This is a genomic window from Pseudomonas sp. YL2, assembly GCF_023063025.1.
Taxonomy (GTDB): domain Bacteria; phylum Pseudomonadota; class Gammaproteobacteria; order Pseudomonadales; family Pseudomonadaceae; genus Aquipseudomonas; species Aquipseudomonas putida_A.
Genome location: NZ_JAJSLU010000019.1, coordinates 13,222 through 26,332, shown reverse-complemented (window position 1 = coordinate 26,332; position 13,111 = coordinate 13,222). Strand labels below are relative to the sequence as shown.

Annotated in this window: 8 protein-coding genes and 3 pseudogenes; 5 read left to right on the top strand and 6 right to left on the bottom strand. The window is 61.2% G+C overall.

The genetic code is table 11. From position 1 onward, the window contains the following. Nucleotides 1-233 precede the first annotated feature (233 nt). Nucleotides 234-1,004, top strand: coding sequence for a ParA family protein (locus LVD08_RS22815; RefSeq protein WP_007967296.1), 771 nt, complete (start codon nucleotides 234-236; stop codon nucleotides 1,002-1,004). Between the two features lie 129 nt (nucleotides 1,005-1,133). On the opposite strand, the gene trxC is transcribed toward LVD08_RS22815, so the two are convergent. From trxC to LVD08_RS28330, 6 genes and pseudogenes are all read right to left on the bottom strand, one after another. Next, nucleotides 1,134-1,568 (bottom strand): thioredoxin TrxC, encoded by a 435-nt coding sequence (gene trxC / locus LVD08_RS22810; RefSeq protein WP_027611346.1) that lies wholly within the window; start codon nucleotides 1,566-1,568, stop codon nucleotides 1,134-1,136. A gap of 80 nt (nucleotides 1,569-1,648) precedes the next feature. Beyond that, nucleotides 1,649-3,112 carry a protein adenylyltransferase SelO gene (gene selO / locus LVD08_RS22805; protein ID WP_247269324.1) on the bottom strand — a complete coding sequence of 488 codons (1,464 nt, stop codon included), beginning with the start codon at nucleotides 3,110-3,112 and terminating at the stop codon, nucleotides 1,649-1,651. Nucleotides 3,113-3,160: 48 nt separating this feature from the next. After that, nucleotides 3,161-6,514, bottom strand: coding sequence for a mechanosensitive channel MscK (gene mscK / locus LVD08_RS22800; protein ID WP_097087044.1), 3,354 nt, complete (start codon nucleotides 6,512-6,514; stop codon nucleotides 3,161-3,163). A gap of 34 nt (nucleotides 6,515-6,548) precedes the next feature. Further along, a complete protein-coding gene (locus LVD08_RS22795; RefSeq protein WP_027611349.1) occupies nucleotides 6,549-8,291 on the bottom strand; it encodes a potassium/proton antiporter in 1,743 nt (580 codons plus the stop codon). Between the two features lie 302 nt (nucleotides 8,292-8,593). Then, nucleotides 8,594-9,193, bottom strand: a pseudogene (locus LVD08_RS28335) (methyl-accepting chemotaxis protein); the annotation flags it as partial. Between the two features lie 303 nt (nucleotides 9,194-9,496). Beyond that, nucleotides 9,497-10,153: pseudogene (locus LVD08_RS28330) on the bottom strand (MCP four helix bundle domain-containing protein); the annotation flags it as partial. A gap of 344 nt (nucleotides 10,154-10,497) precedes the next feature. Here LVD08_RS28330 and LVD08_RS22785 point away from each other — a divergent pair. From LVD08_RS22785 to LVD08_RS28320, 4 genes and pseudogenes are all read left to right on the top strand, one after another. Beyond that, nucleotides 10,498-10,728, top strand: coding sequence for a hypothetical protein (locus LVD08_RS22785; RefSeq protein ID WP_003220969.1), 231 nt, complete (start codon nucleotides 10,498-10,500; stop codon nucleotides 10,726-10,728). Continuing rightward, nucleotides 10,725-11,027, top strand: coding sequence for a cell division protein ZapA (locus LVD08_RS22780; protein WP_027611351.1), 303 nt, complete (start codon nucleotides 10,725-10,727; stop codon nucleotides 11,025-11,027). The genes LVD08_RS22785 and LVD08_RS22780 overlap by 4 nt, the downstream gene beginning before the upstream one ends. Nucleotides 11,028-11,126: 99 nt before the next feature. Continuing rightward, nucleotides 11,127-12,197 (top strand): annotated as a pseudogene (locus tag LVD08_RS28325) (HAMP domain-containing protein); the annotation flags it as partial. A gap of 126 nt (nucleotides 12,198-12,323) precedes the next feature. Beyond that, a complete protein-coding gene (locus LVD08_RS28320; RefSeq protein WP_446739758.1) occupies nucleotides 12,324-13,064 on the top strand; it encodes a methyl-accepting chemotaxis protein in 741 nt (246 codons plus the stop codon). Nucleotides 13,065-13,111 lie beyond the last annotated feature (47 nt).

Here is a 13,111-nt window from a genome sequence, read left to right as displayed (position 1 = left end):
GTTACGTTTTACGCAACGAAATGTACCGAGTGGTTCGTGGAAAAAATGTCATTTGGCCATTATCCGGATCGTGCGGGATTTGTCTGTCGGGCATATCGGCGCACTCGGGAGGTTTTTACCCGCCGTGCCCGCTGATTTTTGCGCCTGACTCTGTAGTCCGCTTCGTTGAAGGTAGCGAAGCGCACGCACAGGCAACTACACTCGGTCATTCTTTGATACACGGAGGTTTTGTCATGCGGCGCGTGGTGTTCAATCAGAAAGGTGGCGTGGGCAAATCCAGCATTGCCTGCAATCTGGCAGCGGTGAGTGCCAGCGAGGGCTATCGCACGCTGTTGGTCGACCTCGATGCCCAGGCCAACTCCACTCAGTACCTGACGGGGCTCACCGGCGATGACATACCGATGGGCATTGCCGACTTCTTCAAGCAAACCTTGTCATCAGGGCCGTTCTCGAAGAAAAACCAGGCCGACATCTACGAAACCCCGTTCGACAACCTGCACATCATCACCGCTACCGCTGAGCTGGCCGACCTGCAGCCCAAGCTCGAGGCCAAGCACAAGATCAACAAGCTGCGCAAATTGCTCGATGAGCTAGATGGCGAATACGACCGGATTTATCTCGATACCCCGCCAGCATTGAACTTCTATGCAGTGTCGGCGTTGATCGCCGCCGATCGGGTATTGATTCCCTTCGATTGCGACAGCTTCTCGCGGCAGGCGCTGTACGGCCTGCTGGCGGAGATCGGAGAGTTGAAGGAGGACCACAACGAAGGTCTGGAAGTCGAAGGCATCGTGGTCAACCAGTTCCAGGCCCGGGCCAGCCTGCCGCAGCAGATCCTCGATGAGCTGATTGCCGAGGGCTTGCCGGTGCTGCCGGTGTATCTGAACAGCTCGGTGCGCATGCGTGAGTCGCACCAGGCCAGCACCCCGCTGATCCACCTCGATCCTCGGCACAAGCTGACGCAGCAGTTCGTTGAGCTGCACAACCTGCTCGAAGACCACTGACCCCTGAGCTACTCAGATCCCCTGTAGGAGTGAGCCTGCTCGCGATGGCGTCCTCTCTGCGAGCATCTGAGTTGCCTGAAAAGACGCCATCGCGAGCAGGCTCACTCCTACAATTGAATCTGTGTTGGGTCAGATGCCCTGGCTACGCAACCACGCCATCAACTGTGGCAACGGAAACGCCCCGCTCTGGCGCGCCACCTCCCGCCCGTTCTTGAACAGAATCAGGCTCGGAATCGAACGGATCCCCAACTGCGCCGACAACTGCTGATTGGCCTCGCTGTCGAGCTTGGCCAAGCGGCACTTGCCCGCCAACTGCGCGGCCGCCTGCTCGAATACCGGCGCAAAGGACTTGCACGGCCCACACCAGTCCGCCCACACATCCACCAACAACGGCAGATCCCCTTTGATCTGGCTGGCGTAATCGCCTTGCTTGAGTTCGAACGGCTTGCTCAACAGCACCGCGGACTTGCAGCGCCCGCATTTCGGTTGATCGCCCAAGCGTTCGGCGGGGATGCGGTTGAGGCCGTTGCAGGCGGGGCAGGGGATGAGGAGTGGAGTGGTCATGACGGGCTCGGTTTAAGTTGATATCTCGTACGACTGATCTGGAGTCGTACGAGGCGTTTATCAAGGTTGAATCCGGAGCCTCAAGACGAACAACTGATCTCCAGATGCTTGCCCCACTCCGGCGGCCGCTCGGCATAACCTTCCATCCCCGGCTGCTCGTCGAACGGTTTGCTCAGCACCGCATGCAGGCGGCGTACTTCGGAGTAGTCGCCTTGTTCGGCGGCGTCGATGGCTTTTTGCGCGAGATAGTTGCGCAGGATGTACAGCGGGTTGACCGCGTGCATCCGCGCCCGGCGCTGTTCCTGATCGCTGTCGCCATCGCGGGCAACCCGTGCCACGTAGCGTTCGCCCCAGGTATCGAAGCCTTTGATGTCGACGAAGTCATCGCGCAAGCGGGCGACAGCCTGCTCTGCGGACTCTTCGCCGAGATGGCGGAAGAACAGCGTGTAATCGACGCCGCTGTTCTGCATCAGTTGCAACAGGTCTTCGAGCAGTTTCTGGTCGTCATCCTCGGCGCTGGTGAAACCGAGGCGGCGGCGCATCAGGTCGAGGTAGTGCGCCTGGAACAACGGCAGGTACAAACCGAGGGTTTCGCGCAAGGCTTCGACGCTGATGAACGGCGTCAGGGCCTGGGCCAGAGCGCTGAGGTTCCACTGGCCGATCGGCACCTGGTTGCTGAACGAGTAGCGGCCCTGATCATCCGAGTGGTTGCAGATGAAGTTGGCGTCGAAATCGTCGAGGAAGGCGAACGGGCCGAAGTCGAAGGTGATGCCGAGGATCGACATGTTGTCGGTGTTCATCACCCCGTGACAGAAGCCGTAGGCCTGCCACTTGGCGATCAGTTCGGCATTGCGCTCGACGATCTCGCGGAACATCGCCAGATACGGTTCCGGTTGCTCCAGGCACTCGGGATAGTGCATCGCCAATACGTGTTCGCCGAGCAATTTCTGCTGCTCGGGACGCTTGGTGTAGTAGAAGTATTCGAAGTGGCCGAAGCGCACATGGCTTGGCGCCAGACGCAGCACCATCGCCGCGCGTTCCTGCTTTTCGCGCCACACCGGAGTGTCGGAGCCAATCACGCAGGCGGCACGTGAAGACGGGATGTTCAGCGCGTGCAGCGCCTCGGAGGCGAGAAACTCACGAATCGACGAACGCAGCACCGCGCGGCCATCGCCCATGCGCGAAAACGGCGTCTGCCCGGCGCCCTTCAGATGCAGGTCCCAGTGTTCGCCGGCGTTGTTGTAGACCTCGCCAAGCAACAGCCCGCGACCATCACCCAGTTGTGGCGTGTAGCCGCCGAACTGATGCCCGGAATAGACCATCGCTCGTGGTTCGGCATCGGCCCACAACTTGTAGCCGCCGAACAGTTCAGCAAATTCCTGAGTCTCAGCGGTTGCCGGATCAAGATCGAGCAAGGCCAGGGCCGCCGGGCTGGCGACGACCAAACGCGGGTTGTCGATCGGCTCGGGCAGCACGTGGGCGGAGAACGCATCGCCGAGGCGGGCGAAGCGATTGTCGAAGGTCAGTTCGTCGAGGGCTTTCAAGGGCCGGCTCCAGCAGAATGTCCGAACATTCTGCTGGGATCAGACCGGTTAGTCGAGTTTGGCCGGCGGCGGCTCTTGCAGGGGCTTTTGCTCGGCGCCAATCGGCACGATGGTTTTGTTCTCGTCCTCGATCGGCACCAACTTGTATTCCTGGCCATGAAGGTTTTTCAGGTACACCTCCATCTGGCGGAACGAGATGTTGATGTGCTGCTTCTTGAACTCGCGATTGATGAAGCGGTTCACTTCGTCGATCACCGGGTTGCGGTCACCGAGGTCACGCACGTGCATGCGCAGTTCGTGATCGAGGGTGCTTTCGCCGAAGTTGAGGAAGTACACGTGCGGCTCGGGTTCCTTGAGGACGCGCGGGTTTTCCCGGGCAGCCTTGAGCAGCAGTTCCTTGACCAGATCCAGGTCGGAGCCGTAATCCACGCCGAGTTTCAGGGTGACGCGGGTGATGGTATCGGTCAGCGACCAGTTGATCAGTTGCCCGGTGATGAACGTCTTGTTCGGGACAATGATGTCCTTGCGGTCGAAATCGGTGATGGTCGTGGCGCGGATGCGGATCTTGCTCACCGTGCCCGACAGGTTGCCGATGGTGATGGTGTCACCGATCCGCACCGGGCGTTCGAACAGGATCATGATGCCGGAGATGAAGTTGGCGAAGATCTCCTGCATACCGAAACCGAGACCGACCGACAGCGCCGCCACCAGCCACTGCAACTTGTCCCAGCTGACGCCGAGGGTCGACAGAGTGGAAACGAAACCGACGCCGGCGATCACGTAGGACAGCAGCGTCGTGGTCGCATAGGCGCTGCCCTGCGCCAGATTGAGTTTCGACAGCACGAACACTTCCAGCAGACCCGGCAAGTTGCGGGCGAGGGCGAAGGTGATGCCGATGATGATCAGCGCGCCGAGCATGTCGCCGATGCTGATCGGCACCATGCTCATGTTGGCGCCGGTGCCGCTGGTGTATTCGTAAAGGGTGATGTTGTCGAGGTACGAAAACACCGAGATCAGGTCGGCCCAGACCCAGTACAGCGCGGCGATGAAACCGCCGAGCAGTGCCAGACGGATCAGGCGCAGCGACTGTTCGTTGACCTTTTCGATGTCCAGGGTCGGCTCTTCGATCACCGCTTCGCCGTCGCCGGCCTCTTTCGCCGCCTGACGTTTGGCCAGGGCGCGCTGATAGGCCAAGCGGCGTGCGGCGACCGCCAGACCACGGACGAAGGTAGCCTCGATCACCAGCCAGAACATCAGCAGGTACAGGGTGTTGATCAACCGGTCGCTGAGTTTCAGCGCGGTGTAGTAGTAGCCGAAGCACACCGCGACGAACAGGGCGATTGGCAGCAGGGTGAACATCACGCCCACGGCCCTGCGGAACAATGAGGTGTTTTCGTGGGCCGGACTGCTGATCAGCAGACGGCTGAGCAGCCACGCCATCAGGGCGTAGCAGGTCAATACCACCGGCATGCCGAGCACGTCGTCAGCCAGCGCTGCCGGTTGCAATTCGGCCACCGCCACCACGGTCACCAGCGCCATCACCACCAGCCCGAGGCGGCGGATCCAGCCTTGAAGGAACTCGACCTGCGGTTTGTCCCAGCGGAAATGCAGCTCGGCCACGCCGCCCGGCGAGAGAATCCGGTAAGCGGTGTAGAACACCAGCCACGCCTGGCCCATCTGCAGCAACGCCGCGCCCATGTTGGCGTTTTGCCCGCGGGCGTCGATCTGCAAGGCCAGGCCGCACAGGCCCAGGCCCAGCGCTACCGGCATCGCCAGCAGAATATTGATCAGAATCGCCTGGGGCGTATGCCACTGACTGTCACGCTTGAAGTGCCCGATGTCTTGGTGAACCTTGTTCAGGCGCGCATAAAGCGCCTTGCGCCGCCACAGCAGAGCGCCGATCAGCAAGGCCAGCGGCAGGAACAGCAGCGGACGCTGGGTCAGACCGTCGGTCAGCTCGCTCAGGCTTGAGGCCAGCGGCAGGGTGTCGATCTGGCGCTTGAGCCGCTCTGGCACGCCGCGAATCCATTCCGCGTCCAGCGGCTTGTTGCTGGGGATCCAGAACATCTGCTCGTCAAGGGTCGCGCGCAGGCTTTGCGCGGTGCTCAGCAGTTGTTTTTGGTTGAGTTGCAGGGTGATCGATTCGTTGAGCACCGCGCTCAGTTCGCGGTTCAGGCGCTCCAGCAGGTCGGCGCGGGTGTTGGCCAGTTCCATCAGGCTCTTGCGCAGTTGCGGGGTGACTTGTTCCGGCGGCTGGGTGGAGAGCAGGTTGTCGACATAGGTCGCCGGGTTGCTCAGCAGTTCGCGCTGCTGGCTGACTTCGAATTGATACAGGCGAATGTCGGCGATCTGATCCGCCAGATCGCGGTCGACCTTGAGTCGCGGCAGCGCCTGTTTCTGCTTATAGAGAATCTTCGACAGCAGCAGACTGCCCTTGAGCACGTTGATCTGCTCGTCGAGGGCCGAATCGCTTTGGGTCAGGCTGTCGAGTTGCTGTTTGGTCTGCAGGTTCTGTTGAGTGACTTCGTTGAGGCGGTCGGTGCTTTTGAGCAGGTAATCGGAGAGCTTGAGGTTGGCCGCACTTTCGGTGGCGAGCAGGCTGCTGCCGCCGGCCTTCTGCGCCTCGATCGACTGCTGAGTGACAGTTTCCTGAGATTGCGCCAGACGCTTCTGGTTGATCAGGGTCTGCAGCTCCTGGATCTCGCGATCGAGACGGTCGGACTTCTCCGAGAGCAGGTCGTGCTGACTGTTGCCCAGATCCTGCAACTGGCTGTTGCCCGCCAGTTCCTGACGGCGCAGCGGAATCAGTGAGTTCAACGCGGCGAGCTCGGCGTTCAACTGGTCGCGCTGCTCGGCGCTGACGGTCTTGCCCGCGTCCTTACCGGACTTGAGGATGTTGTTGATCTGCTGGATGCGCGTCTGGCTGGCAGAGATTTCTGCCTGTGCACGCTCGGGGCGAGTCTGGGCGGTGATGATCAGGCTGTTGGCATCGGCCAGGGCCTTTTGCAGATCGCTCTGCTGGGTCGAGCGATCGGTGAGGATCTGCTCCAACTGCTGGATCGACTCTTTGGTGAAGCGCTGCGCCACCGGCACCACTGGCGTGGCCTTGAGGCGCGTCAGTTCGCGGGTGTTCTCGATGGTCTGCCGCGGGGCGGAGGCCAGTTGCTGCTTGAGGTCGATCAGCTTCTGGTCGTAATCACGCCGGCTGTTGAGTTGATTGAGCGTGGTTTGCAGGACCGTCTGCAGGCTCTTTTTGTCGGCATCCGGCAGTTTGCTGTCGGCCAGTTTGTCGAGGCTGGCCTGCACGGCTTCGCTGGACGGCGGTTCGGCGGCGTAAAGCGGGCCGACGGAAAGACTCAGGCCCAGCAGGGCCGCGAAAAAGAAGGAGCGCAGGGTAGGCATAGAGACCGGTCAAGCAAGTGAGAGTGGACGCAGTTTAGAGGAAGAGACCGGGGCCCGGGCGACTTCCTTCGGGGAATCTGACGCCCACTTTGCCGATCTTGTTCCCGTCCATGACCGCGACCGTCCAGTGAGTGTTGTTCCACTCCACCTGGTCGCCAACGATCGGTGCCCCCCCGACCTTGTGGGCAATGAACGCACCCAGGGTCATGTCCGGATCGATGCCTTCGGCCGGTAGGCCATACAGCGCGGCAACCGCTTTAAGCTGGGCGTCTCCTTCGAGCACGAAGTCGCCGAAGAAGCGCAGATCGAGGCCGCGTTGTGGCGCCTGGCTGAACAGTTTTCCGAGCGCTGGCAAGTTGTGTTCATGGCCGATAACACACAGCAAATCATCGACTTCCAGCACCGTACTACCCGACGGATGGAGCAGTTGCTGACCACGAAACAGGGCGGCGATACGTGTGCCTTCGGGCATTTTCAGCTCGCGCAGGGGCGAACCGATGCACCATTTCTCGGCGCCGAGCTTGTACACGAACAGCTCCCACTCGCTGGTGATGTGCACTTCCAGTGCCGAACGGGAAATCGGCGCCGGCTCCGGCGGGACCGTCACCTTCAACAGTTTGGCCACCCATGGCAGGCTTGTGCCTTGCACCAGCAGCGACACCAGCACGATGAAGAACGCGAGGTTGAAATACAGCTGCGCATTCGGCAACCCGGCCATCAGCGGGAACACCGCGAGAATGATCGGTACCGCGCCGCGCAACCCGACCCAGGAAATAAACGCTTTCTCGCGGCCGTGGAACGCCTTGAACGGCAGCAGACCGACCAGCACCGACAGCGGCCGGGCGAACAGAATCATCCACAGCGCCAGACCCAGAGCGGGCAGGGCGATCGGCAGCAGATCGTGCGGAGTGACCAGCAACCCCAGCACGAGGAACATGCCGATCTGTGCCAGCCACGCCATGCCGTCGAGCATGTGCAGAATGCCGTGACGGCTGCGTACCGGGCGGTTGCCGATCACCAGACCGCACAGGTACACCGCGAGGAAACCGCTGCCGTGCAGGGCGTTGGTCAGGGCGAACACCACTAGACCGCCGGCGATCACCAGGATCGGATAGAGGCCGGTGGCGAGGTTGATCCGGTTGACCAGTTGCAGCATCAGCCAGCCACCGCCGAGGCCGATCACGCCGCCGATGCCGAACTCGCGGATCAGGTGGGTCAACAGGCTCCAGTGCAGGCCGGTCTGGCCGCTGGCGAGCATGTCGATCAGGGTCACGGTGAGAAACACCGCCATCGGGTCGTTGCTGCCGGATTCGATTTCCAGGCTGGCGGTCACCCGTTCGTTGAGGCCCTTGCCGCCGAGCAGCGAGAACACTGCGGCGGCGTCCGTCGAGCCGACAATGGCGCCGATCAGAAGGCCCTGGATCAGGTTCAGGTCGAACAGCCACGCCGCCGCCATGCCGGTCAGCCCGGTGGTGATCAACACCCCGACCGTCGCTAGCGACAGCGCCGGCCACAAGGCCACGCGGAAACTCGAAACGCGGGTGCGCAAGCCGCCGTCGAGGAGGATCACCGCCAGTGCGAGGTTGCCGACCAGATAGGCCGTCGGGTAGTTATCGAAAATGATCCCGCCGCCATCGACCCCGGCGGTCATGCCGACCGCGAGGATGATCACCAGAATGGGGATGCCGAGACGGGAGGAAAGTGAGCTGACAAGAATGCTCGCACCTACCAGCAACGCGCCGATCAAGAACAGGCTGTTGATGGTCGTCGCATTCAAAGGCAGTACTCCAGAAGCGTAAAGACGGGCACAAACTGACCATGCAGTCTGCGTGCCAGCGATTCTAACCTGTTGAAATGTGATGCTGTCAAAAAGCTTTTTACAGCGTGCTCACGCAGGAGGTGCGGCATGTGATGACTGTGGCGAGGGAGCTTGCTCCCGCTGGGGCGCGCAGCGCCCCCAAATGCAGATGCTGCGGTTTATCAGGATAAACAAGTTGGCTGAATCAGCGACTGCTTCGCAGCCGAGCGGGAGCAAGCTCCCTCGCCACAGGGAGCGCCTTTAGCATGAGAGCTGCGTGCTTAAAGGCTGAACCGCCCAACCATATTGTTCAGATCCAGCGCCAGGCGCGACAGCTCGTTGCTCGCCGCACTGGTCTGATTTGCGCCGGTGGCCGATTGCACCGACAGGTCGCGGATGTTCACCAGGTTGCGATCCACTTCGCGGGCCACTTGCGCCTGCTCTTCGGCGGCGCTGGCGATCACCAGGTTGCGCTCGTTGATCTCTACGATCGCGGTGTTGATGGTGTCCAGCGACATCCCGGCGCCACGGGCAATGTTCAGGGTCGATTCGGCGCGTTCGGTGCTGTTGCGCATCGAATCCACGGCGTGTTCGGTGCCGCTCTGGATGCTGCCGATCATGCGTTCGATTTCGCTGGTCGACTGCTGGGTGCGATGCGCTAGGGCGCGGACTTCGTCCGCCACTACGGCAAAACCACGCCCGGCTTCACCGGCACGCGCCGCTTCAATCGCTGCGTTCAGGGCCAGCAGGTTGGTCTGGTCCGCCAGACCACGAATCACGTCCAGCACCTTGCCGATGTCACGGGATTCATTCGCCAGATCGCCGATCAGGGTCGCGGTGCTCTGCACATCGGCGCTCATGCGTTCGATGGCGCTGACGGTTTCCTGTACCAGGTCACGGCCGTCGCCCGCCGAAGTGGTGGCGTTCTTCGAGGCTTCCGAAGTGCTCACCGCATTGCGCGCGACTTCTTCCACGGCGCTGGTCATCTCGTTGACGGCGGTGGCGGCCTGCTCGATTTCGTTGTTCTGCTGGGTCAGGCCACGGGCGCTTTCGTCGGTGACGCTGTTCAGCTCTTCCGCCGCAGACGCAAGCTGGGTGGCCGAGCCGGAGATGCGCTGCAAGGTGTCGCGCAACTTCGATTGCATCTTGGCCATGGCCGCCAGCAGACGCCCTGCTTCGTCGGTGCCGTCGACGTGGATCGGTTGGGTCAAGTTGCCTTCGGCGATGGTTTCCGCCGCGTCCAGCGCTTTGGAAATCGGCTTGGTGATGCTGATGGTCAGCAGCCAGGCGAACAGGAAGGTCAGGCCGGTCGCCACGACCAGCAGGGTGACCACCAGATTGAACGCCGAGGAATACTGGTCGACCGCCTCTTGATTGGTCTGGCTGATCTGCTCGCCGTTGATCTGCATCAGGCGGTTGAGCACGGTGTTCATCGCTTCGGAGTTGTTCAGCAACTCGGTGTTGAGCAGGTTGCGCAGCTCGTCCACCTGATTGTTGCGCGACAGGCTCTTCATCCGGTCTTCAATCTGGCGGTACTGGCCGAGCAACTGCACATATTGATCGTAGGCCGCGCGTTCCTGCGGGCCGCTGATCAACGGCTCATAGGCCGTTTGGGCGGCGCGGATCTGCTGGTTGCGGGTGTCCAGCAGTTCCATGGTCTTCTGCTGTACGTCCGGCTCGCGGTTGACCAGCAAGCGGTAGGACAGCACCCGCAGGCGCAAGGTCAGTTGGGTGAACTCGTCGAGGTTCTTGATGCTCGGCACGCTGCTGTTGGTGATGTCCTCGGCAGCGCCGCGGATTTTGCTCATCTGGTTCAGGGCGAACACGCCGAGAATCAGCATCAGGCCGCCGATCAGGGCGAAGCCGGTGAACGCCCGGGGGGCGATATTCATATTGCGAAGGGACATGGCGCGGATACCAAAAAGGGCCGCATCCATGCGGGCTGAGACTGCTGTATGGATGACTTATCGGTCATACGACTAAAGTCTTGAGGCACTGTGCGTATTTGTCGCATACGGGCCTGAGCGACGAAGTGCAGGAACCAGATCGGCAGATCACAGTCTTTTAAACTCGCGAGAACGGTCGGCCGCCAGGAAAATCAAGGCCTTGCGCCGGTATAACCCTGGCATCCGCAGTGACTTTTCTTTATCGTACGCGCCCTTTGAAAAACGCCTGGAAGATCAAAATGTTGGAAGCATCCCTCAGCCAATTGGAACAGCTCGTCAGCGACCTGGTGCAACAGAACCAGACCCTCACGCAAACCAACCAGACCCTGTCCACGGAACTGGCCCAGGCCAAGGATGAAAACGAAAGCCTGCAACTGAGCCTGATGGAACAGGAAGAGAAGCACGGCGCCACCGCAGCGCGCATCCAGGCCCTGGTTGATCGCGTCAACGCAGGCCCTGTCAGCGCATGAACCACGGCACCGCAGGGGTAAAAGTCATCTCCATTCTCGGGGAGGACTATTCGATCAAGGCACCGGCCGGGGAAGAACAGACCCTGCTGGACGCCGCACTGATGCTCAAGGCCGCCCTGGCCGACACCAAACGCAAATACCCGACGCTGATCGGTGACCGCTTGCTGGTGCTGGCAGCGATGAACCTGTGCTCGCAGCAGATCGAAATGAAGAAGCAGCATCAGGCAGAACTCGACCGTTACCAAGAGCAAGTCAGCGCCACGGTCGACACCATCGCCAAGACCATCAATCAGGGCTGATGGGGTTGCGCACAACCAAAGAATAAATTGTCGATCAGGTTGTATACAATCGGCACGGCTGTTGCATTGTTTCGGCCACTTATTCTTTGGGGGTGCTCCATGCAGTTGTGGCGACGCAGTATTCAATGGCAGCTGATTCTCAGCATGGGCACCGCCCTGCTGGTCAGCATCCTGATCGTGGTTGGCATTTATACCCTGGTGGTCAACCGTCTCGCCCAGAGCTATCTGGTCGAACAAGCGCTGCCGTCGAGCATCGAAGCGACGCGCAACGACATCGAACGCATCCTCGTCCAACCCCTCACCGCCGCCAAAGACATCGCCAGCAATTCCATGGTGCGCGACTGGTTGGCCTCGGGTGAAGACAGCAGCAAAACAGCGGCCTTCGCGCAGTATCTGGAGGGCATCCGCGCCGAACATAAAGCTTTCACCGCGTTGATCATCGGCACCGATTCCAACCACTACATCACCGAAAAAGGCCTGGATCGCACCCTCAGCCGGGCCAAGCCGGCCGATGCCTGGTTTTATTCCTTCCTCGACAGCCATCAGCCGCGCACCCTGAACATCGACAACGATGGCGCCACCGGAGAATTGGCGCTGTTCATCGACTTGAAGGTCGAGCAGGCCGGCAAAGTGGTCGGTGTCGCCGGGCTGGGCTTGAGCATGAAAGAGCTGTCGGAGTTGATCCACAACTTCAGCTTTGGCGAGCGCGGCAAGGTCTATCTCGTGCGTTCCGACGGTTTGATCCAGGTCCATCCCGAAGCGCAGTTCAGTGGCAAGCGCACCCTCACGGAGCAGATCGGTGCGTCGGCGGCGCAAGCGGTCATGGGTCAAAAAGTTGCCACTAACAGTTCCTTCCAGCGCGATGGCGAAGACTTCCTCGCCTTCAGCTTGCCGCTGCGCGATCTGGGCTGGACGCTGGTGGCCGAAGTGCCGCAATCGCAGATCTACGCCGAAGCCCGCAAGGCGATGTGGATGAGCGGCGGCATCGGTCTGGCGGTGGCACTGGTGTGCCTGGCGCTGGTGGTGTGGCTGGCCCAAGGGCTGGTGCGACCGATTCGTCAGGTAACAGCCGCGCTGGTAGCGATCGGTAGCGGCGGTGGAGATTTGACCCATCGGTTAGATTCCAGTCGCGCCGATGAGCTGGGCGATCTGGCGCGAGGCTTCAACCGTTTCCTCGACAGCCAGCGCGGGCTGATCGGCGAAGTCCTGACCACCAGCGAGCGTTTGCGCACGGCGGTCGGCCAAGTGGCGAAGGTGGTGGAAAACACCGCCGAACGCTCCGGGCGCCAGCAGGAAATGACCGACATGGTCGCCACGGCGGTGCATGAGATGGGCCTGACCGTGCAGGAAATCGCCCAGAACGCTGGCAGCGCCGCGCTTGCTTCACAAACTGCTCGCGATGAAGCGCTGCAGGCGCGGGAGGTGGTCGGCGGCTCGATCCGTCATATCGAAAGCATGTCCGATGAGATTGGCCTGGCGGCGGGCGCGGTGGGTGAGCTGGCACATCAGGTGGCGTCGATCGATTCGGTGCTGGCGGTGATTCGCGGGGTGTCCGAGCAGACCAACTTGCTGGCGCTCAACGCGGCGATTGAAGCGGCGCGGGCGGGTGATATGGGCCGTGGGTTCGCCGTGGTGGCGGATGAAGTGCGCACCTTGGCGAGACGGACTCAGGCGTCTACCGACGAGATCCAGCAGATGATCGGCAGCCTCAAACAAGGCGCAGAGAATGCCGTGTCATCGATGCGCACCGGGCAGGCGGCGACCGGCACCGGGGTTGAATCGAGCCAGCGTACCGGCGCGTCGTTGACCGCGATTACCGGGCAGGTCGAGCGCATCAGCGACATGAACCATCAAGTGGCAACCGCGACAGAAGAACAGTCGGCGGTGACTGAAGAGATTAACCGCAACGTACAGGGGATTTCCGATCTGGCCCGGGCCACGGCGGGCGAGGTGCGGGCGTGTCGTGAGGATTGTCAGATGTTGCAGAAGCTGGCGGATGATCTGGCAAGGCAGATGGGTGGGTTCAAGCTGTCCTGAGAGATGTGTTGTTTGAACTGACGCTATCGCGAGCAGGCTCACTCCTA